Here is a 20,643-nt window from a genome sequence, read left to right as displayed (position 1 = left end):
GCTGAAAACCCTCACCGCTTTGAGTGAGGGCCCGAAGGTTCAGCATTATTTCTCTTGCAGATAAGATTTCACCAGTTCTTCGATCAGCTCAAAGCGTTCAAGTTTACGAATCATCGATCTCGCCTGATTATGACTGGTAATATACACCGGGTCACCGGACATGAGATAGCCAACCATTTGATTAATAGGGTCATACCCTTTTTCTTGTAAGGCGGCATACACCTTTTGCAAAATCTCGCGGGCCGAAATTTCTTCATCACCCACGGCCTTAAACATCATGGTTTCTTCCATTCGATCCATTTCCCTGTCCCCCTTTCGCCTTTCGAATTCTGAGGATTTATGACTATTACCACACTTTAATACTTAGTATTCTTTCCGTCTGAAAGAATCTCCTCTATTTCTTAAGAAATCCTCTCAGAAGAGTTGGAACCCGATCAATTGCCTCTCCCAGTTTGCTGGGATCTTTACCGCCGGCTTGAGCCATATCCGGCCTGCCGCCGCCACCGCCGCCGGTTATTTTAGCCACTTCTTTTATAATCTGTCCGGCATGAAGCCCGCTTAAACCTGTTGGCGTAACAGTTGTTACAAAGTTTACCTTTCCTTCGCTGGCTGCACCCAAAACGATAACCCCGGATTTCATCTTGTCCCGAATCAGATCCGCCATTTGTCTAAGCCCATCCATATCTGAGGCTTGAACTTTTGCAGCTATGACCTGAATTCCTTCCACCTCAGCAACCTTGCTTAACAGTCCATTGACTTCGTTCTTGGCAAGCTTGGCCTGAAGCTGAGCTATTTCACGCTCCAGGTCTTTTACTTGAGCTACCAGCCCATTGACACGCTTGCCAATTTCTAAAGGCTGAGCTTTAAGATTTTGGGCAACTTCCATAACCTGTTCATCAAGGGAACGGAAATAAATCAAAGATTCTAAGCCGGCTACGGCCTCAATCCGCCGCAAACCTGCCCCGATACCTCCTTCACTTAACAGCTTCACCAAACCAATTTCTCCGGTACTGCTGACATGAGTTCCGCCGCATAATTCCCGGCTAAAGCTTCCCATAGTGACAACCCGTACAATGTCACCATACTTTTCACCAAAAAGTGCTGTAGCTCCGCTTTCTTTGGCTTCTGTAAGGGACATTTCCGTGGCTTTAACGGGCATATTTTTTAATACAGCTTCATTGATCAGACCTTCAACAGCCTTTAATTCCGCCGGTGTCAGCTGGGAGAAATGCGTAAAGTCAAAGCGCAAACGTTCCGGAGTCACTAACGATCCTGCTTGCTGAACGTGTTCCCCTAAAACCGAACGCAATGCCGTCTGAAGAAGATGGGTTGCGCTGTGATGACGAGTCGTTGCCAAACGTTCCGCGTTATCGATTTGTACTTCCACAGATTCTCCAACGTGCAGAACTCCCCCACGAACCTCAGCGCGATGATAAAAAGTGCCTGTCACACCTTTTTTTACTTCCAGTACTCTGGCCTCCGCACGAGGAGTTTTGATGACTCCTACATCAGACACTTGACCTCCGCTTTCAGCATAAAAAGGCGTCTCAGAAAGGAAGATCACAACTTCTTCCCCTTCACCCGCGTCCGATACCTCTTGTCCGTTTACGAAGATAGCCTCAATGCGGGGAGTTGCGGAAACTTTTTCATAGCCAATAAAAGGCGTAACCCCTAAAGATTTAGCTTTTTCCGTCAGTTCCGGGCTTTCAGCTGCTGCCCTCATTTGCTGGGATTGTTCTTTTGCCCGGAGACGATGCTCTTCAGCTGCCTTTTGAAAGGCTTCCATATCTACAGACAAGCCTTGCTCTGCCAACATTTCATCCGTCAACTCCACAGGAAAACCGTAGGTTTCGTATAAATAAAAGGCATCTGCTCCAGCTAAAACTGTCTCCCCTTTTTTGATAAGTTCCTTAACCTTTTCCTGCAAAAGCTGGGTTCCTTGATCTAGAGTTGCCTGGAAGTTTTTCTCCTCTAGATTAATATGACTAATGATGAAATTCTCATTTTCCTTAAGTTCCGGATAAGAGTGGGCATAATCCCTCTGAATGATCCGGAAAGCAGATTCCAAAAAGGGTTTATCAATCCCTAAAAGCTTAGCATAGCGAATAGCACGGCGCAAAATTCTACGGAGCACATACCCGCGCCCCTCATTATTGGGACGGATTCCGTCGGACAACATAAAGGACACTGCACGTACATGGTCGGAAACCACTTTTAAGGCTAAATCACTTTTAGCATTATCTTTATAGTTAACTCCGGCTAAATTGGCGACATGATCAATAATGGGACGGAATAAATCCGTATCAAAGTTTGTTTCTACGCCTTGCATTACCGACGCAATCCGTTCCAGGCCCATGCCCGTGTCAATGTTTTGCTTGGGCAGAGGAGTCAGTACGCCGGCTTCATCCCGGTTGAACTGCATAAAGACCAAATTCCAGATTTCCAGGAAACGATCGCAGTCACACCCAATGGCACAACCTGGCTTGCTACACCCGCGTGCTTCTCCCAGATCCACATAAATCTCTGAACATGGTCCGCAAGGACCTGTAGGGCCAGCTGCCCAGAAATTCTCAGGATCGCCAACAATTCGTTCTGAGCGAACGCCTGCCTTTTCCCAAATTGTTTTTGCCTCTTCATCTTCAGGATAAATGGTTACCCAAAGCTTTTTTACAGGAATTTTTAAAACCTTGGTGACATACTCCCAAGCCCAAGGAATGGCATCCGTTTTAAAATAATCTCCAAAAGAAAAGTTTCCGAGCATTTCGAAATATGTATGGTGACGGGCTGTTTTCCCAACCTCTTCCAGGTCAGGCGTTCGTACACACTTTTGGGCCGTTGTCGCACGGGGAAAAGGAGGCTCAACCCGGCGTTGAAAGTATGGCTTGAAAGGAACCATGCCTGCAACAGTTAACAATAAAGTTGGGTCATCTTTAGGAATTAGGGAAGCACTGGGCAAAATTTTATGTCCTTTAGCCTCAAAATACTTAAGAAACATGTCCCTTAATTCATTACCTGAGTACACTACGAACACCCCTTTAATTCATTAGAAAACTTGGCTGCCGCCAAGCCTTTCAGGCGCAGGCGGCCGCCATAGTTGCACTTATACTTCAGAAAGTATGCAACGAAAAGTTATACTTTCTGAGTAGTATAAAAAAATAATCTCTCCCTTTTTCAATCAGGACGAGATTTTTCAGGATCACCCTGCTATCTTACGGGTTTTTAATAATCGACTTAATTCTTATTCATACTAATAAAATTACCATTATTTTTAAAGTATATACAGGCCATGTCCGGTTTGTCAACTAGCTTAGACTTTGGTTGACACCAACCTGAAGTAGACATGCTTAAATACTACTCGTATAATCGCTGCAAAGGGGACCGCCAAAAACATGCCCCAGAACCCGGCAATTTCCCCGCAAGCTAACAGCGCAAAAACCACCCAAAGAGGATGAAGCCCGACACTTTCCCCCATCAGTTTAGGAGAAATAAAATTTCCCTCCAGCTGCTGAACAACAAAAATAATTAGGGCAACCTTGATCGCCATCCCAGGGGAATGAGTTAAAGCCAGCAAAATTGAAGGTATGGCCCCCAGAGCCGGTCCGAAATAAGGAATAAGGTCAAAAATCCCGCAAATCAGCCCAATCAGCAAAGCGTAATCCATTCCCACAAGCTTAACCCCTATACCAATTAAGGCCCCTACGATCACGGCAATCAATAGATCTCCCCGCAGGTATTGCCTTACAACATGATTAATGTCTTGCCACAGCCGCTGCCATTCCATTCTCCCGCGCTGAGGTATGATTCGAAAAAAACCTTTTGCTATCCCTTTCCAGTCTGCCAAAAAATAGATGGCAATCACCGGTGACAACATATACAGGGTTACCGAAGACAATACGTTAGGCAAATTATCTAAAAACTGATTGAGACGATCAGCGAGTATTAGTTCTCCCTCTACCAGATGCTGGTCAAAAACAAGGGCAACCCGGCTAGGCAGTCCTGTCGCCTTAAACTGGTTGCGGAATCCCTCAATAGCTTCGGTAATCGATTGAATCGTCTGAGGCAGGATAACTGCCAACTTACTAAGCTCGTTATAGACAACGGGTATAATAAGAAAAATAATTGCAGCACAGACAAGAATAATCAGGCTGAAAACAACGGCAATGGCTATATTCCTGCTGATCTTATAACCTTCCAGCCAAACAACCAAAGGATTTAATAAATAGGCAAGGATAAACGCCAGAAAAAACGGCCCCAGTATGGTCCTCACTTTGAAAAGAATTATGATTCCCAGTAGTAAACAAGTTCCGGTAAAAATCCATTTCCACTTATTGAATTTCATAAGCCGAGGCTACTCACTTCCTTTCCCGCGCCGTCTTATGAGCTTTTACTGCCTCTCCATGCAATGGGTTCACTCCTGTGGACGAAGCTTCCTTGCTTTCGGGTCCACGGGGTCTTTAGATTGTTTTGGGGCTTTCGGGTTCCTTTTTTCAGAGTAGCCTGCCATTCTGCTGCAAAAGTTGTATCAGCAGATAATGGTATAAAGGAAAAAGCGCGCCATGCGCGCTATGATTAGTATTCTTAACGGAATTGAGTTTTATTCTTATTTGACTGATATCGAGAATAAAACTTGCCATTACTCTATAGCAGCACTGGAAACACCTTGCTCAAGGTTCGGCGCGTCCCATGCCACGAGAGAGCCGTCTTCAGCTAAATCGTAAATAACTACCTTGTCTGTTTGAGTAGTGAACTCGACGCAGCAATCCCAACAGTAGAACTGCTCGACACCAACTTTGCCAATGGCTCTTCCTCCACAAACCGGACAATTCATGATCGTAGTCCCCTTTCATTTGTTTGATCCAAGGGGGATACCTGATTATCAACAATTAAGATATCTTTTCCATCGATCATGACATGTGGCTTTAGAATGGTTCCCCGGCCATGAAGCAGGTCGGCGAAAAGCCCGTCAGACACTTCAAATCCAACCATTTTTTCAATGGAATCATCGAGAAAAACATCTTCAATTGTGCCTCTAGCGTCTCCACCTTGAGTATAGACTTCATTACCTACTTTATCTGACCACCGTATTCCCTTTAGTTCTTCTACTATTTTCTCTTTAACAGTTAGGGCATCTTTTCCTACAGTTGCAATAGCTTTGCGAGGGATACCTTTGGTTGATTGAAAGAAATGTCCGCCTTCTAAGAGAATCCCGACAACCTCGTCTTTTTCATTGTTTAGGACCAAGTCATGGACCCAACCAATGGATTTGCCGCTATTCAGATCTAAAACCGGGAGTCCGACTATCTCTCGAGTGCGCCTCATTCCTCTTTCACCTCACAATGTAGAAAACTTGGTGAAATTTCCATCTATACTCTGCCCGGCTACTCATATCTTTATTCATGCCTAGAAGATGAATAGCTTTAGATTATGGAGTCTTGAGCTATGAATTAACGCCGGCCTCTGGGATCAGAAATTATTTTTCCTCCGCCAACAACGATATTTCCTTGATAGAAGACAACAGCTTGCCCAGGAGTCACTGCCCGCTGTGGTTGATCAAAGCGTACCATAACGCCATATCCCGACCCAATTTCGCCCGGAAAAATTGTGGCATCTGCCCCTAAGGAATTATAGCGAATTTTCGCCTTGACTCTGATTGGTTCTCTCAAATCTGGTATGGAAATCCAGTTAAGATCCACTGCCCACAGAGTATCTGTAAAGACATCCCGGTCTTCCCCCAGAACCACTTCATTGCGGTCTGGATTCAATCCGACAACAAACATAGGTTTGCCAAAGGCAATTCCTAAACCTTTCCTTTGACCTACTGTATAATGTATGATCCCCTTGTGACCACCTAGTTTGTTCCCTGATAAGTCTACGAAATCACCCAGCTTTATTGGAACATCCGCTCGCTCTCTGACAAAAGAGGCATAATCATTGTCAGGTACGAAGCAGATTTCTTGACTTTCCGGTTTATCGCCTACACCCAGTCCCCGCTCCCTGGCCATTTCCCGGACATGCTCTTTTTGGTATTCAGCCAAGGGAAAAAGAGTATGTTCAAGCTGTTCCTGAGTCAGCATATAAAGGGCATAAGTCTGATCTTTGCGTTCATCGGCACCCTTGCTTAAAAGAAATCGTTCACTCCCCGGGTCCCGCAGCACTTGAGCATAGTGGCCCGTTGCCACAAATTCTGCTCCCAAGCCGCGGGCTTTACGGAGAAGTTCTCCGAATTTGACATGCCTGTTGCAAGCTAAACAGGGGTTAGGAGTCTCGCCACACAAATAAGACTGGGTGAAATAATCTACCACAGTCTCCTTAAAATACGAACGAAAGTTCATGACGTAATGGGGGATTCCCAGAATAAAGGCAACCCGTCTCGCATCATCAATAGCCGAATTGGAACAGCATCCCCCTTCAACCTCCGGTCCGGTTGCTTCCCAAATCTGTAAAGTAACCCCTATTACGTCGTATCCTTCTTCTTTGAGCAAAGCGGCGGCCATGGAACTATCCACACCGCCACTCATACCCACAACTACTTTAGGTTTTGTAGTTAGAGTCATTCTTCATCTATTCCTTTTTTTGTTTGTCACGATAATTTTTAATAGCCTCATGAAGGGCATCGGCTGCCAAATTCGAACAATGCATTTTCGCAGGAGGGAGACCTCCTAAAGCCTCTGCGACTGCCGCATTAGAAATCTCCAGCGCTTCATCAATGGTTTTTCCCTTGACCATTTCAGTAACCATGCTGCTTGTAGCAACTGCCGCTCCGCAGCCAAAGGTTTTGAATTTGACATCCTTAATAATGTCTCCTTCGATATCTAAATATATACGCATAATATCTCCACACTTAGCGTTGCCTACTTCACCAACACCGTCAGCATTATCTATTTCTCCAACATTGCGTGGATTTGTGAAATGATCCATCACTTTTTCTGTATACATATCTCTCTCACTCCTTTTTAAGCTTGTTTTGTATGGATTGCCAGATCATATAAAGGAGACATCATTCTCAAGCGCTCCACAATCTTGGGCAATTGTTCAAGGACGTAATCAATATCTTCCTCTGTGTTCTGACGTCCTAAGGTAAAGCGCAAGGATCCGTGAGCAATCTCATGAGTTAATCCCATACTTAACAGCACATGAGAAGGATCCAACGACCCGGAAGTACATGCCGAACCGCTTGAGGCAGCAATTCCCAGCATATCCAAGGACAGCAATAGCGATTCTCCTTCTACATAACGAATGCTAACATTCAAGTTATTGGGCAAGCGGCTTTCCCCTACGGGGCCGTTTACTTTGACAAATTCTATCCCTTTAGTAATGCCATTCATTAATTTATCACGAAGTTTCCGCTGATGCCGGGCATCCTCTTCCATGCGCTGACCGGCTAACTCACAAGCCTTGCCAAAGCCGATAATTCCAGGGGTGTTCTCAGTCCCTGAGCGGCGCTTTCGTTCCTGTCCACCGCCATGAACTAATGGTACAATCCGGACTCCCTTGCGAATATAGAGAGCACCCACCCCTTTAGGACCATAGATCTTGTGACTGGAGACAGTTAAAAGGTCGACATTCATCTCTTCCACGTTAATGGGAATTTTGCCAAGGGATTGAACTGCATCAACGTGAAAAACAATACCATGTTCTCGGGCAATCTTACCGATTTCCGCTATCGGTTGAATTGATCCAACCTCATTATTAGCATGCATTATAGATATTAAAATAGTATCCTGCCGAATGGCTTTGCGCAGTTCATCGACGGAAACAATACCTTCTTCGTCGGCAGGTATTACAGTTAAATCAAAGCCACTTTTCTCCAAGTGTTCACAAGTCTCAAGGACTGCATGATGTTCGATGCAAGAAGTAATGATATGTTTGCCTTTTGAGCGAAGGGCTTCAGCAGTACCCAGTATTGCTAAATTGTCTGCCTCAGTACCGCCACTGGTAAAGGTAATCTCATTTGGAGAAGCTCCAATTAAATCTGCTACTTGGGTTCGAGCCTGCTCTAACGCCTGCTTGACCTCTCTGCCAAACCCATGAACACTTGAAGGGTTACCGTATTTTTCTGTGTAATAAGTCATCATTAAGGCAGCTACTTCCGGATCAACCGGAGTTGTTGCACTATGGTCTAAATAAACTCGCCGCATGAGGCTCCCTCCCTATAACCATTGAAATGTGAATCAAATGTAAAACATATACAAGCTTCGCTCCGATTCGATTCTTTTAGCATCCTCAAGCATGTTTTCCAGCGTAATCGAATCCAGAACATCAGCAATGGAGTCTCTGACTTTCTCCCAAATTGTCCGAGTAACACAATACTCAGCTTTAGCGCAAATTTCCGGATCCTCCTCTGAGACGCAATCAGTAGGAGCAATCGGCCCTTCTAACACACGGATGATATCTCCAACTCGTATCTTATCCGGTTCTTTGCCTAATAAATAGCCTCCCTGTGCACCACGGACACTTTTTACCAGACCTGCTTTTCGCAAACCGGAAACCAACTGTTCCAGATAGTGTTCAGATATGCCTTGTCTCTCCGCAATGCTTTTTAAAGATATCGGACCTTCACCCATATGTTGAGCTAAATCAAACATGGCTTTAACACCATATCGACCTTTGGTCGAGAGTTTCAACACCCTCACCTCTTTTCCAAGAGATAAACCCCTTTATTCAACCTTTGCTATTTCATTCATATCTTATAAAAATACTCGGGATTTGTCAAGCTGCCCTAAAAGATCCTTTTTACCCTAGTAATCGTGTTGGATTTCGACAGGCAGATGTCTGCCCCTCATGATATAATCAAGCAAAGGGACAAATACTATGCATCCCATCCCAGCATAACCCAAGTAAGGAAAGGAACATCAGTCATGGATCTGTTTTCTGCAACATTTAATCAGCATCAGGTAGCACCCCTGGCAGAGCGTATGCGCCCGCGGACTCTCGAAGAATACATCGGCCAAGATCAGATTCTCGGCCCAGGCAAACTCCTGCGCAGGGCCATTGAAGCCGACCGTGTTTCATCGCTAATACTCTACGGGCCGCCGGGAACCGGGAAAACCTCTTTAGCCCAGGTCATTGCCGCTAAAACCACCTCTCGTTTTGTCCGTATAAATGCTGTCACAGCAGGAGTAAAAGACATCAGAGAAATTATTACACAAGCAACTGATGAACTTCACCTCTACGGAAAGCGTACGTTAGTTTTCTGTGATGAAGTTCACCGTTTTAATAAAGGGCAACAAGATGCCCTGCTGCCGGCAGTTGAAAATGGTACCATTACTTTCATTGGAGCGACAACCGAAAATCCGTTCTTCGAGCTCAATTCTGCTCTCCTTAGCCGTTCTGCCTTGTTCCGATTAGAGCTTCTGGAACCTGCACAAATTCGTCTTGGCCTGGAACAGGCTCTTCGGGATCCTGAGCGGGGTCTTGGACAATATCAAGTCCATATCTCACCTGAAGCATGGGAACACTGGATCAATTACGCCAATGGAGATTTGCGGCGGGCTCTCAATGCTTTAGAGCTAGGTGTACTCACAACTCAACCCAAAAACGGAACTCGTCACATTACCTTGGAAATTGCGGAAGAATCCATCCAGCAAAGGGCCATTCGCTTTGATAAATCCGGAGATAACCATTATGACATCATATCTGCATTTATTAAAAGTATGCGCGGTTCAGACCCCGATGCTGCTTTGTATTGGCTAGCTGTTTTGCTCGAGGCTGGAGAAGATCCTCGCTTTATCATGCGTCGTATTATCGTTCACGCTTCAGAAGACGTGGGACTGGCAGACCCAACGGCTATGCTTCAGGCTCACGCGGCTGCCAATGCTCTCGAGTGGCTGGGCATGCCCGAGGCCCGCATTCCCATGGCTCAAGCAGTACTGGCTATCGCAACGGCTAAAAAAAGTAACAGTGCAGTGATGAGCATCGACCGTGCTCTGAATTATGTTAAGAAACACCCCACCGGAGAAGTTCCTGCTCATCTTAAGGACGCTCACTACCCAGGTGCGGATCAATTAGGGCATGGAAAAGGATACCGTTACCCTCACGACTACCCAAACCATTGGGTTGAGCAAACCTATCTGCCTCAAGGCGTTCAGGGAGAAACTTTCTATACTCCTTCAAATATGGGAAAAGAGAAATTTATCAATCGGTCTTATTCAGAATAGCCGTTCATGCCATGGCTAAGGCGGCACCCGGATACAAATTAGCATCAAAAATACGCTTTGACTCGGCTTAGAAGCCTTATCAAAGCGTATTTTTCTCACTGTCAGAACCTATCCTAACTTATATAACCGCCCTGCCAATTCATGTATTAGGAATGGCTATCAAGCATTTTAACCAGGTCCGCTTTACCACGGAAGCCAGTGATTCTGTCAACCATCTTTCCGCCTTTAAAAATTGCCAGAGTAGGTATGCTCATAACTCCATATTGACTGGAAAGAGGGCCATTCTCATCGACATTGACCTTCCCTACAACAACCCGTCCGACATATTCATCGGCAAGCTCATCAACAACGGGAGCAACCATGCGGCAAGGGCTGCACCAAGGAGCCCAAAAATCAACCAAAACCGCTTTCTCAGACTTTAACACATCCGCTTCAAAGTTTGCTGTGGAAAAGGTTTTAACATTTGCACCTGCCATATTAATTCCTCCAATCAAAAATTTACTTAATAAATTTAGCGAGCACCCCAATAAGCTCTTCGATCGCAGCTTCCTGGTTATTGTTCTCAACAGCATTGCGCATGCATCCCCGAGAATGGTGTTCAAAAACTATAGTGCCTACTTTATTGAGCGCAGCACGAACTGCAGCCACTTGAATCAAAACATCGACACAATACTTGTCGTTCTCAACCATACGTTGAATCCCTTTGACTTGACCTTCGATTTTTTTAAGCCTGCGCATTAAATCCTCTTTGGATTCCGAATAAGGGGTTGAATTCGTCATGCTATGCATCCTCCGATACCCTAAGGGGGTAGCTACAATAATTATTATAGCCAAAGCCCCCTTCCCTGTCAACTCTTGTTCGTCCAATAAGGTCAAATGGTCTTAATCATTTTACAGGCAGGTCAATATTGATATGCAATTCCTTAATCTGCTTTTCTGCCACAGTGGAAGGAGCATGAGACATCAAATCAGAAGCACTTTGAGTTTTCGGGAAAGCAATTACGTCACGAATATTATCCTTTCCCGTAAGAAGCATAATCATTCGGTCGAGGCCGAAAGCAATCCCGCCATGGGGTGGAGTTCCGTACTCAAAAGCTTCCATCAAGAAACCGAATTGCGCTACTGCTTCTTCCTCTGAAAAGCCCAGCAGTTTAAATATGCGTTCCTGAACCTCACGGCGATGAATCCGAATACTGCCTCCTCCCAGCTCAGTACCATTAAGGACCATATCATAGGCCTTAGCCCGTACACTCAGAGGATCTGATTCAAGAAGCGGCAAATCCTCGTCCATGGGTGCTGTAAATTGGTGGTGAATGGCAATATGCCGTTTCTGCTCTTCATCATATTCTAAGAGGGGAAATTCCGTGACCCACAAAAATTGAAGGGAACCTTCCTCAATCAGTCCTAAACGTTTTGCTAATTCCAAACGCAGATGTCCAAGGGCATCTGAGACAATGGCATAGGTATCCGCCACAAAGAACAAAATATCTCCTGTTTCGGCACGGGTTAGCTGAATTAAGGACGCCATCTCCTCTTCGGTAAAGAATTTAGCGATGGGAGATTTTATACCCTCCTCAGCCAATACAATCCAGGCTAGTCCCTTAGCTCTGTAGGTACTCACAAACTTTGCGAGATCATCAATTTCCCGGCGGGGCATGCCTGCGCATCCTTTGGCACAAATACATTTTACACTTCCGCCATTGGCCACAACATTGGCAAAAACTTTAAATCCGGTCTTGCCTACAAGTTCTCCCACATCAATCAGTTCCATGCCAAAGCGTGTATCCGGTTTATCCGAGCCGAAACGATCCATGGCTTCTTTATAGGTTAAACGCGGGAAAGGAGTAGGTACTGTTTTTCCTACCGTCTCTGAGAAAATCTTCACCATTAAACGTTCCATCATAGGTAGTATGTCTTCTACTTCAACAAAAGACATCTCTACATCCAACTGAGTAAATTCAGGCTGGCGATCCGCTCTCAAATCTTCATCGCGGAAACAGCGAGCAATCTGGAAATATTTCTCCATCCCGGCCACCATTAACAGCTGTTTATATAATTGAGGAGATTGGGGCAATGCGTAAAACTCACCGGGATGAATACGGCTGGGAACCAGATAATCCCGTGCGCCTTCAGGTGTGGATTTATTGAGCATGGGAGTTTCAATTTCATTAAAACCTAAATTAGTAAAGTAATTGCGCATAATCTGCATGACTTGATGCCGGGTTTTAAAAACTGCCTGCATTTCCGGCCGCCGTAAATCGAGATAGCGGTATTTAAGGCGTAAAGTTTCATCCACGTCCACCTGGTCGACAAGATAATAAGGAGGCGTTTTTGCTCCGTTTAAAACTTCCAGAGTTGAGGCAACAACTTCAATTGTTCCTGTTGTTAAATTTGGATTAATCATCCCCTCAGGACGAGCAATCACTTGCCCTTGAATAGAAACCACAAATTCCGACCTCAGACTTTCAGCAACAGAAAATCTGTCCCCCATTTTCTCGGGGTCAAAAACAACTTGAACTATACCGGAGCGATCCCGCAAATCGACAAAGATTAAGCCCCCATGATCACGACGGCGCTGAACCCAGCCTAGTAAGCGGACAACTTCTCCCACTTTTTCAAGGCCTAAGGTTCCATTTTCAACACGTTCGGAAAAAACTGTCATCTTAAACACCTCTCTGATACTTTTTGCTGATTTCATTGACTGCATCTGACAGCGAAACTTCCGTTTGCTCTCCTGATGTCAAATCTTTTATAACCATTACATTTTGAGCAAGCTCTTCTTCGCCAAGAATGAAAGCATAACTAGCACCTTGGCGATTGGCTGATTTAAGTTGGTTCTTTAAACTTCGGCCCAGCAAATCCATCCCCACCGGTATTCCTTGGCCCCGCAAAGCGCTCAGCAGGGCAAAACCCTCAATCTGTGCCTTTTCGCCAAGGGCAATCAACATGCCAAATTGTTTAGGTTCTGCTTCCGGCAGCTTGTTTTGAACTTGAAGAGCTGCCAAAACACGCTCTATTCCCATAGCAAAGCCAATACCGGGAGTTGGAGGTCCGCCAATTTCTTCAACCAATTTATCATACCGTCCGCCCCCGCAAATAGCACTCTGGGCCCCGATTTCATCTACCATAACCTCAAAGGCGGTTTTTGTATAATAGTCTAAACCTCGAACCAAGCGCGGATTTACTTTATACACCACTCCTGCTCTTTCTAACAGAGCCAGAACTCTTTCAAAGTGTGAACTGCAATCTTCGCAAAGGGTATCCTTGGTTGTAGGGGCCCCCTCAGTAACGGATTGACAGGTTGTATTTTTACAATCCAAAATCCGCAAAGGATTGCGGTCAAAGCGTTCTTGGCAATCGCTGCAGAGCTCATTTTTTCGGCTGGCCAGAAAGTCCTGAAGCTGTTCACGGTGTCTGGCCCGGCAAACAGGACACCCTACGGAATTAACATGCACTTCCAGGCCCTTTAAACCAAGGCGCTGATACAGATTCCAGACTAGACTGATCACTTCAGCATCCACGATAGGCTGATCGGCCCCCAGCACCTCAACCCCAAATTGATGGAACTGGCGGAAACGCCCGCTTTGAGGTCTTTCATAACGAAACATAGGACCTACATAATACAGCTTGACCGGCTGAGGTTGTCCATAAAGCTTGTCCTCGACATAAGCGCGGCAGACTGAAGCTGTCAGTTCCGGGCGCAGAGTCATAGAACGATCTCCTTTGTCTTTAAAGGTATACATTTCTTTCTTGACAATATCCGTCGTTTGGCCAACCCCTCTTTGAAATAGTTCTGTTGCTTCAAACATAGGGGTTCGAATTTCTTCATAACCAAAGTCCCGGCAAACAGAACGAATGGCTTCTTCAAAATATTGCCATTGCTCAATGGTCCCCGGCAAAAGGTCTTGAGTCCCTTTTGGGCGCTGAATTGCCACACATATTCCTCCTTAGATAGTATGCTTTCTGAGTAGCAGAAAAAGTTCTCATCCCTCGCTTTGCGCAAGGGACGAGAACTTCTCGTGGTGCCACCCTAATTGACGGAATGTATCCGCCCACTTTTTAGTCGTTAACGAGACTATCCGAATGCAAAGAACTCCTTTTCGGTTGTTTCTTTCGTGAGTCTTCCAAGCTGGTTCCAGTCTCGCCAGCCCTCCCTGAAGAAAGATTGAACACGAAATCTTCCCAAAAGTTTTCTTGAGTAATCTACATCTAAATGTATTAACATTACTATTATCTCTTGATGTTATCAAAGATAAACATCAGTTGTCAATAAATGCTGAGGTATTTAAACCAGGAAAGGGTTGCTCCGTTTTTCTACACCAATAGAGGTTTCTTCGCCATGACCCGGAAACACTCTGGTATCATCGGGAAGAATTAAGAGTTTATTCTTAACCCCATTAAGGAGCTGATCCATGGATCCTCCCGGGAAATCAGTCCTGCCAATGGAACCGGCAAAAAGAGTATCTCCGCTGATTAAGCCATCTGAACATAGAAAACAAGCACTTCCCGGGGAATGACCCGGTGTGGAAATCACTTTAATCCGTTGATTGCCGAGGATAATTTCTTGCCCATCCTGAAGCAAAAGATCCGCCTTCTTTAAAACTAACCCCGGACCAAAGTAACCGGAAAGATTCTTTCTCCCATCCGTAAGCATGTCTGCATCGTCGGTACGAATTCCTACTAAGACATCCCCTAACAACTCTCTAAGCTCATCCACAGCACCAATATGATCCACATGTCCGTGGGTCAGCAAAATGTAGTCCACCTTATAGCCTTTTTCCAACACCCAGCGATAAATCCTTTTCCCATCAGCTCCAGGATCAATGATCACTGCTTTCTTAGTATCCTCACAAGCCAACAAATAACAATTTGCTCCCATGGAACCCATAGCTCGCCCTTCAATCATCAGGTACTCCCTCCCTAGAACTTCTTTTTACTGTCCAAAAGTATCGTCACCGGCCCATCATTAACTAATTCAACATCCATCACAGCTTGAAAAACCCCAGTTTCCACTTTTAAACCATAACTTCGAATTCTATCAACACTCTGATCAAATAACGCTTTAGCTTGATCCGGGGGCGCAGCCGCTGAAAAGCTTGGACGCTTTCCCTTACGGCAATCTCCATAAAGAGTAAATTGGGAAACCACAAGAATTTCTCCATTGACGTCTAAAAGTGATTGATTCATTTTTTCTTCTTGATCTTCAAAAACCCTTAACCCCACAATCTTATCGACCATCCATGTGATATCCTCGGTTCCGTCCTCTTGCCCAACAGCCAGCAGGACCAAAAGTCCAGGTCCTATGCTTCCCACTTTTTCACCTTTCACCGTGACAGAAGCGCGTTTGACCCGCTGAATAACACTGCGCATCTTAGTTTCCTCCTGAATGGATCCTCTTTACCTCCGTGATATCTCTGACCCTGCGAATTTTATGCATTACCATTTTAAGGTGTTCCACGTTTCTAATCTCGATTCTCAATTGAATATGGGCGATTTCCCCTTTCCCCACCCGGGCATTAATACCCAGAATGTGGGTACGGGTATCTAAAACCGCGTTCATAACTTCAGTAACCAGCCGGGGTTTATCCCTGCCATAAATTTGAATATCCACTGGATAGGTGGTATCTACCTGCTCGGCCCACATAACCTCTACGATCCTGTCAATCTCATCATTAGTGTGACTAAGCACATTGCTGCAATCCTCACGGTGAATGGAAACCCCCCTTCCCCTAGTAATATAACCGATAATTGAATCCCCGGGAAGAGGGTTACAGCATTGAGCAAAACGAATCAAGACGTTATCCACGCCTTTAACCCGCACACCATGAGAAGCTTTGCCATAGGAGATTTGACTTGATGGTTTAACCTCACCCTGCTGGATTGCCGCGAGCTGCATTTTCTCTCGTTCTTCTTTGGTCAAATCCTCACGCAGGCGCATAAGAACCTTATTTGGAGTCAGAACTCCGTCTCCTATGGAGGCATATAAATCATCCAAGCTCACAAAATTTTGACTTTTACCAATAGCCATGAGACTATCTGGTTTCAGAATTTCCGCCGGCTCCAATCCCAGTTTACGAACTTCACGCTCTAAACTTTCACGCCCGCGAATGATATTATCCTCACGCTGCTCTTTCTTAAACCATTGACGAATCCTATTCTTGGCTTGGGATGTCTTGACAAAAGACAACCAATCCCGGCTGGGACCTCCGCCCTGCTTAGAAGTAAGGATTTCCAGAATATCACCGTTGGCGAGTTTTGTATCAAGAGGAACAATCCGGCCATTAATCTTGGCCCCTATGCAGCGGTGTCCCACATCCGTATGAACTCGATAAGCAAAATCAACGGGACATGATTCTGCAGGCAATTCTACCACATCCCCTTTAGGGGTAAACACGAAAACTGTATCCGCAAATAAATCGATCTTCAAAGACTCCATAAATTCACCGGCATCCCGTGAATCATGCTGCCATTCCAGCAATTGACGGAGCCAGGAAAGTTTTTGCTCAAAATTGACACTGGCCGTCTTATTACTGGTGGTGTTGGTAGAACACTCTTTGCCGCTTCCTTCCTTATATTTCCAGTGAGCAGCAATACCATACTCAGATGTACGATGCATCTCGCAGGTCCGAATTTGAATTTCAAAAGGTTCACCATTTTCACCAATTAACGTTGTGTGCAAAGACTGGTACATGTTTGGTTTGGGCATGGCAATATAATCTTTAAAACGCCCCGGTATAGGCTTCCACATGGTATGAATAATTCCCAAAGCACCATAACAATCGTTGACAGAATCCACAATGACCCGAATGGCCATTAAGTCATATATTTCGCTTAGTTCTTTGTTTTGAGTCGTCATCTTCCGATAAATACTGTAAAAATGCTTAGGACGGCCTGCAATATCTGCGTAGATCTGTACTTCATCCAGCTTTTCACGCATTTGGACTATGACTTCATTGATATAAGCTTCACGTTCCCGCCGCTTAAGAGCGATACCCTCAACCAAATCGTAGTATTCCTCAGGTTTCAGGTAGCGAAAGGATAGATCTTCCAGCTCCCATTTAATCCGAAAAATCCCCAACCGATTAGCAAGGGGAGCAAATATTTCCAGAGTTTCCTGGGCAATCTCCTTTTGTTTGGCAGGGGAATGATATTTTAAAGTCCGCATATTATGCAGCCGGTCGGCAAGCTTGATAAGAATAACCCGAATATCTTTGGCCATGGCCAAAAACATTTTGCGTAAATTTTCTACTTGCTGCTCAACCTTACTTTTATATTCAATTCTGCCGAGTTTGGTTACCCCGTCAACAAGCAGCGCTATTTCCTCGCCAAAATTTTTCTCGATATCTGCAATGGTATATTCTGTATCTTCTACAACATCATGCAGTAACGCTGCTGCAATAGTCGCTTCATCCATTTCAAGTTCTACCAATATCTGAGCAACTTCCAAGGGATGTAAAATATAGTCTTCCCCAGAGTTGCGCAGTTGATTTCTGTGTGCCACTTCAGCAAAATGGTAGGCCTTGTCCACGATTGCTAGACGCGCCTGGGGAGATTTCTTTTTCATTTTTACCAATAATTCCGCGAAAGACATAGGTGAACTCCTCTCATCCGCGCTAAAACGCTCGATCTACCACTAGGCTACCGATAAACCCAAATACTTCAACCTTCAATTAGTATTCAACCAGAGAAAAGACTGAGTAATCCGCTAATTTTTCTCGTCCCTTCAAAAACGCCAGTTCAATCAAGAAACCCATTCCCACCATTTCTGCCCCAATCTTTTTCATTAGGTTTGCAGTTGCCAGAGTTGTACCACCCGTTGCCAACAAATCGTCAACCACGACGACACGTTCACCGGGATGAATAGCATCTGCATGGACCTCTAAAGTGTCGAAGCCATATTCTAAAGCATAAGTCTCAGAAACTGTCTGAGCGGGCAATTTACCCGGCTTGCGAACTGGGACAAAGCCGACTCCTAAAGCATAAGCAACGGGCGCACCGAAAAGGAACCCTCTTGCTTCAGGGCCAACGATGACGTCAGGCTTCCACGGCTTAATTCTTTCCACAAGCTCATCAATAGCTGCATGATACATTTCTCCATTTTTCAACAGCGTGGTAACATCCTTGTAGGAAATCCCCTCTTTGGGAAAATCCATAATAACTCGTATATGATCCCTAAACTCCATGATCCTTCCGCCTTTCTTTTAATGCAGTCAAATTTGAAACATCTGATGCTGATTTATTGCAAGCCTACTGATCAAAGAGTCGAGGCTAATAGTCTTTGCTGAAACTTTAATGCCTTCTCTATGCATCCTCTTGCAAAACGATAACGCAAAGAAGAATCAAGGTCTAATCTCTTCTTAGCTGGAATCCATTCCAGTTGAATCTCGTCTATTCCTCCAAGACAGAGGATAAGCCCCAGTTCTTCAAAAATCTTTAAGGCTTCCTTAGCCCGATCTGCTGTATCACTTATCAATTCCCAAGAAAAAGGATTTCCTTGTCTTGATTTAACCTGTAGGTCCCGATAATAACCTATAAGTTCTTCCCGTGATATGTAACAACAGCGTCGATGAACCTTTTCCTCAGGGTGAGTTTGAAATCCTGCTAAGGCAATCCTGACAATCCCTAATTCACGAAGCTTTTCTACGCCTTCTTTAAAATCTTCTTCCGTAAGGGGAAGGCCAAGCATGATACCCAAACTTTGATTAATGGTTTCATTTTCCCCAGCAATCGTGTTCCCTAATCGTAAGGTGGGCTTACTCACAGTATTGTCCCACACCCATATCTGTTCATTAGTTGGGAGCGGCCAAGATGCACGAGGCAATTCCCGCCAGTCTATCCACTGGATATCGGATTCCTCCACGGCGGCTGCAAATTCCCGATAAGCTCTGTGGCTGTCCCCCCCGGCAGGTGAGTTCTGCCATTTAGCTTCCTTTTGGATATCTTTAATAATTAACTGAACTGCTTCCTGCCCTCTAAAAGTATTCCAATCAAGAGCGAAGGCTGCATCTAATTCAGGCTGACCTTTTAGTTCGTTTAAACGTTCTCCCCACCTGAAAGCGATTCCTTCTTGCTCGCCCTGTGAACCAAAGCGAAATTTTAGATGAGTTTGGTCTTTGCCAACAGCCGTTACCGAATGAACAGGAATTCCCGAACATGCTAACAGGGGACCGGGATTGCCAAACCCAAAGGGAGCCATTTTTTCAAGTTGAGTTAGCAAATCCCCTGAAACCTTATCAAGAGTCACCTGGCAATCAATTCTCAAAACTTCCTGAAATAAAGTCTCATCATAAAGTAAGGCTTGTTCATTTAACCCTTTTCTTAAATCATCAATATCCTTAGAGAAAAGAGCGAAACCAGCGGCCTGCTTATGACCTCCATATTTTGTCAAAAGATAAGCTTGAGTACTGAGCTGTTCTAAAACCGGGTAACCTGGAATACCGCGAGCCGAACCCTTGGCTTCTTCTCCTTCTTCTGCAATTAAAAATACAGGCCGGTAATAGCGTTCAACCAAACGAGAGGCTACAATACCAATGACTCCATGGTGCCAATGGTCCGCGGATAGTACAATCACTCTTGGCAGAGGCTTCCCTTCCAGCATTGCGATGGCTTCTGCCAGAATTTCCTTCTCTGTTTCTTGCCGGGACTGATTTTCTCTGGTCAATTGACACGCAAGTTCAGCAGCCCGCTCCGGATCCTCTGCCAGAAGGAGTTCCAAGCCTGTTCGTGCACTATCCATTCGCCCAGCCGCATTAATTCTGGGAGCGACCATAAAACCTATTTGCCCGGCTTTAAGAGATTTATCCTTTAGCCCGCACTCTTTAAGCAGGGCACTTAAGCCCGGATGGTTCGTCTTCTCCATCTGAAGAAGTCCGTGATGCACTAATATTCGGTTTTCTCCAATTAAAGGGACTAAGTCGGCAATAGTTCCTAAAGCCACCAAATCCAGCAATTGGATTTCCATATGTGACCTGGCTTCGCGACTCCCGATTCTTGCCAATAAAGCTTGGGCTAATTTAAAAGCAACCCCAACCCCTGCTAAGTTCCTGAAAGGATAACCTGAATTCTCAACCTTAGGATTAATGATGGCATGAGCCTTCGGCAAAGCATCCTGAGGCTCATGATGATCGGTTATGATAACATCAATATTCAGAGTTTTAGCCAGTTCCACTTCAGAGACTGCTGTAACTCCACAATCCACGGTAATGACCACACCAACACCCGCTTTTGCAGCCCGTTCAATAACCTCAGAATGTAGGCCATACCCTTCGTCTTGCCGGTGAGGAATATACGCAACAGCCTTAAATCCTAAGTCTATTAACACTTTGTATAATAAAGTGGTACTCGTCACCCCGTCCACGTCATAGAATCGTTGCTTGCTTTTTTGTCTAATAACTCTTACCCCTTATAAACACACACTTTTTTCTACCTTTTCTGGCTTAATGCAGTTAGACAATCTCATTTTTTCTAAAGGACAAGTTGTAAATAA

At 45.0% G+C, this 20,643-nt stretch carries 19 protein-coding genes; 1 reads left to right on the top strand and 18 read right to left on the bottom strand.

From position 1 onward, the window contains the following. Nucleotides 1–45 precede the first annotated feature (45 nt). The 9 genes from DESOR_RS04765 to DESOR_RS04725 all read right to left on the bottom strand — a co-directional run bounded on the left by DESOR_RS04765 (nucleotide 46) and on the right by DESOR_RS04725 (nucleotide 8,624). Nucleotides 46–300, bottom strand: coding sequence for an IreB family regulatory phosphoprotein (locus DESOR_RS04765; protein ID WP_014183473.1), 255 nt, complete (start codon nucleotides 298–300; stop codon nucleotides 46–48). A 94-nt stretch (nucleotides 301–394) separates the two neighbouring features. Then, a complete protein-coding gene (gene alaS / locus DESOR_RS04760; RefSeq protein WP_014183472.1) occupies nucleotides 395–3,022 on the bottom strand; it encodes an alanine--tRNA ligase in 2,628 nt (875 codons plus the stop codon). Nucleotides 3,023–3,307: 285 nt separating this feature from the next. Next, nucleotides 3,308–4,339, bottom strand: coding sequence for an AI-2E family transporter (locus DESOR_RS04755; protein ID WP_014183471.1), 1,032 nt, complete (start codon nucleotides 4,337–4,339; stop codon nucleotides 3,308–3,310). Nucleotides 4,340–4,633: 294 nt separating this feature from the next. Then, nucleotides 4,634–4,828, bottom strand: coding sequence for a hypothetical protein (locus DESOR_RS04750; protein ID WP_014183469.1), 195 nt, complete (start codon nucleotides 4,826–4,828; stop codon nucleotides 4,634–4,636). Next, nucleotides 4,825–5,319 (bottom strand): PRC-barrel domain-containing protein, encoded by a 495-nt coding sequence (locus tag DESOR_RS04745; protein WP_014183468.1) that lies wholly within the window; start codon nucleotides 5,317–5,319, stop codon nucleotides 4,825–4,827. Before DESOR_RS04745 ends, DESOR_RS04750 begins: the two co-directional genes overlap by 4 nt. Nucleotides 5,320–5,444: 125 nt before the next feature. Beyond that, nucleotides 5,445–6,554 carry a tRNA 2-thiouridine(34) synthase MnmA gene (mnmA, locus tag DESOR_RS04740; RefSeq protein ID WP_014183467.1) on the bottom strand — a complete coding sequence of 370 codons (1,110 nt, stop codon included), beginning with the start codon at nucleotides 6,552–6,554 and terminating at the stop codon, nucleotides 5,445–5,447. A 7-nt stretch (nucleotides 6,555–6,561) separates the two neighbouring features. Next, nucleotides 6,562–6,936 carry a Fe-S cluster assembly scaffold protein NifU gene (gene nifU / locus DESOR_RS04735; protein WP_014183466.1) on the bottom strand — a complete coding sequence of 125 codons (375 nt, stop codon included), beginning with the start codon at nucleotides 6,934–6,936 and terminating at the stop codon, nucleotides 6,562–6,564. 17 nt (nucleotides 6,937–6,953) lie between these two features. Continuing rightward, nucleotides 6,954–8,138, bottom strand: a complete 1,185-nt coding sequence (gene nifS, locus DESOR_RS04730; protein ID WP_014183465.1) for a cysteine desulfurase NifS — start codon at nucleotides 8,136–8,138, stop codon at nucleotides 6,954–6,956. 33 nt (nucleotides 8,139–8,171) lie between these two features. Beyond that, nucleotides 8,172–8,624: an RrF2 family transcriptional regulator gene (locus DESOR_RS04725; RefSeq protein WP_042330814.1), complete on the bottom strand. Its 453-nt coding sequence runs from the start codon at nucleotides 8,622–8,624 to the stop codon at nucleotides 8,172–8,174. A 234-nt stretch (nucleotides 8,625–8,858) separates the two neighbouring features. Between DESOR_RS04725 and DESOR_RS04720 the strand changes: the two genes are divergently transcribed. After that, entirely contained in the window at nucleotides 8,859–10,157 is a 1,299-nt protein-coding gene (locus DESOR_RS04720) for a replication-associated recombination protein A (protein ID WP_014183463.1), read from the top strand. Between the two features lie 146 nt (nucleotides 10,158–10,303). Here the strand turns inward: DESOR_RS04720 and trxA are convergent, their stop codons facing one another. The 9 genes from trxA to recJ form a co-directional block, all read right to left on the bottom strand. Next, a complete protein-coding gene (trxA, locus tag DESOR_RS04715; protein ID WP_014183462.1) occupies nucleotides 10,304–10,633 on the bottom strand; it encodes a thioredoxin in 330 nt (109 codons plus the stop codon). Nucleotides 10,634–10,655: 22 nt separating this feature from the next. Continuing rightward, a complete protein-coding gene (locus DESOR_RS04710; protein WP_014183461.1) occupies nucleotides 10,656–10,937 on the bottom strand; it encodes a metal-sensitive transcriptional regulator in 282 nt (93 codons plus the stop codon). A 106-nt stretch (nucleotides 10,938–11,043) separates the two neighbouring features. Then, the gene (gene aspS, locus DESOR_RS04705) at nucleotides 11,044–12,819 is read right to left on the bottom strand and encodes an aspartate--tRNA ligase (RefSeq protein WP_014183460.1); all 1,776 of its coding nucleotides are present in this window, start codon (nucleotides 12,817–12,819) and stop codon (nucleotides 11,044–11,046) included. Nucleotide 12,820: 1 nt separating this feature from the next. Next, a complete protein-coding gene (gene hisS / locus DESOR_RS04700; RefSeq protein ID WP_014183459.1) occupies nucleotides 12,821–14,092 on the bottom strand; it encodes a histidine--tRNA ligase in 1,272 nt (423 codons plus the stop codon). A gap of 350 nt (nucleotides 14,093–14,442) precedes the next feature. Then, nucleotides 14,443–15,063, bottom strand: coding sequence for an MBL fold metallo-hydrolase (locus DESOR_RS04695; RefSeq protein WP_014183458.1), 621 nt, complete (start codon nucleotides 15,061–15,063; stop codon nucleotides 14,443–14,445). A gap of 14 nt (nucleotides 15,064–15,077) precedes the next feature. Further along, nucleotides 15,078–15,527 carry a D-aminoacyl-tRNA deacylase gene (gene dtd / locus DESOR_RS04690; protein ID WP_014183457.1) on the bottom strand — a complete coding sequence of 150 codons (450 nt, stop codon included), beginning with the start codon at nucleotides 15,525–15,527 and terminating at the stop codon, nucleotides 15,078–15,080. A gap of 1 nt (nucleotide 15,528) precedes the next feature. Then, on the bottom strand, nucleotides 15,529–17,748 hold the full coding sequence (locus DESOR_RS04685) for a RelA/SpoT family protein (RefSeq protein ID WP_014183456.1): 2,220 nt from the start codon (nucleotides 17,746–17,748) through the stop codon (nucleotides 15,529–15,531). A gap of 79 nt (nucleotides 17,749–17,827) precedes the next feature. Continuing rightward, entirely contained in the window at nucleotides 17,828–18,340 is a 513-nt protein-coding gene (locus tag DESOR_RS04680; RefSeq protein ID WP_014183455.1) for an adenine phosphoribosyltransferase, read from the bottom strand. A gap of 71 nt (nucleotides 18,341–18,411) precedes the next feature. Further along, nucleotides 18,412–20,514, bottom strand: a complete 2,103-nt coding sequence (gene recJ, locus DESOR_RS04675; protein ID WP_014183454.1) for a single-stranded-DNA-specific exonuclease RecJ — start codon at nucleotides 20,512–20,514, stop codon at nucleotides 18,412–18,414. Nucleotides 20,515–20,643: the final 129 nt, after the last annotated feature.

It is taken from the genome of Desulfosporosinus orientis DSM 765 (assembly GCF_000235605.1).
In the GTDB taxonomy this organism is placed as follows: Bacteria; Bacillota; Desulfitobacteriia; order Desulfitobacteriales; family Desulfitobacteriaceae; genus Desulfosporosinus; species Desulfosporosinus orientis.
Note: the sequence above shows the minus strand (reverse complement) of the source record. Positions and strands in the feature narration are given on the sequence as shown.

Bases quoted from the DNA above. Each gene is read 5' to 3' on its own strand.
- DESOR_RS04765 (WP_014183473.1), bottom strand. From the start codon at position 300: ATGGATCGAATGGAAGAAACCATGATGTTTAAGGCCGTGGGTGATGAA.
- DESOR_RS04755 (WP_014183471.1), bottom strand. From the start codon at position 4,339: ATGAAATTCAATAAGTGGAAATGGATTTTTACCGGAACTTGTTTACTA.
- DESOR_RS04750 (WP_014183469.1), bottom strand. From the start codon at position 4,828: ATGAATTGTCCGGTTTGTGGAGGAAGAGCCATTGGCAAAGTTGGTGTC.
- DESOR_RS04745 (WP_014183468.1), bottom strand. From the start codon at position 5,319: ATGAGGCGCACTCGAGAGATAGTCGGACTCCCGGTTTTAGATCTGAAT.
- mnmA (WP_014183467.1), bottom strand. From the start codon at position 6,554: ATGACTCTAACTACAAAACCTAAAGTAGTTGTGGGTATGAGTGGCGGT.
- nifU (WP_014183466.1), bottom strand. From the start codon at position 6,936: ATGTATACAGAAAAAGTGATGGATCATTTCACAAATCCACGCAATGTT.
- nifS (WP_014183465.1), bottom strand. From the start codon at position 8,138: ATGCGGCGAGTTTATTTAGACCATAGTGCAACAACTCCGGTTGATCCG.
- DESOR_RS04720 (WP_014183463.1), top strand. From the start codon at position 8,859: ATGGATCTGTTTTCTGCAACATTTAATCAGCATCAGGTAGCACCCCTG.
- trxA (WP_014183462.1), bottom strand. From the start codon at position 10,633: ATGGCAGGTGCAAATGTTAAAACCTTTTCCACAGCAAACTTTGAAGCG.
- DESOR_RS04710 (WP_014183461.1), bottom strand. From the start codon at position 10,937: ATGACGAATTCAACCCCTTATTCGGAATCCAAAGAGGATTTAATGCGC.
- aspS (WP_014183460.1), bottom strand. From the start codon at position 12,819: ATGACAGTTTTTTCCGAACGTGTTGAAAATGGAACCTTAGGCCTTGAA.
- DESOR_RS04695 (WP_014183458.1), bottom strand. From the start codon at position 15,063: ATGATTGAAGGGCGAGCTATGGGTTCCATGGGAGCAAATTGTTATTTG.
- dtd (WP_014183457.1), bottom strand. From the start codon at position 15,527: ATGCGCAGTGTTATTCAGCGGGTCAAACGCGCTTCTGTCACGGTGAAA.
- DESOR_RS04685 (WP_014183456.1), bottom strand. From the start codon at position 17,748: ATGTCTTTCGCGGAATTATTGGTAAAAATGAAAAAGAAATCTCCCCAG.
- DESOR_RS04680 (WP_014183455.1), bottom strand. From the start codon at position 18,340: ATGGAGTTTAGGGATCATATACGAGTTATTATGGATTTTCCCAAAGAG.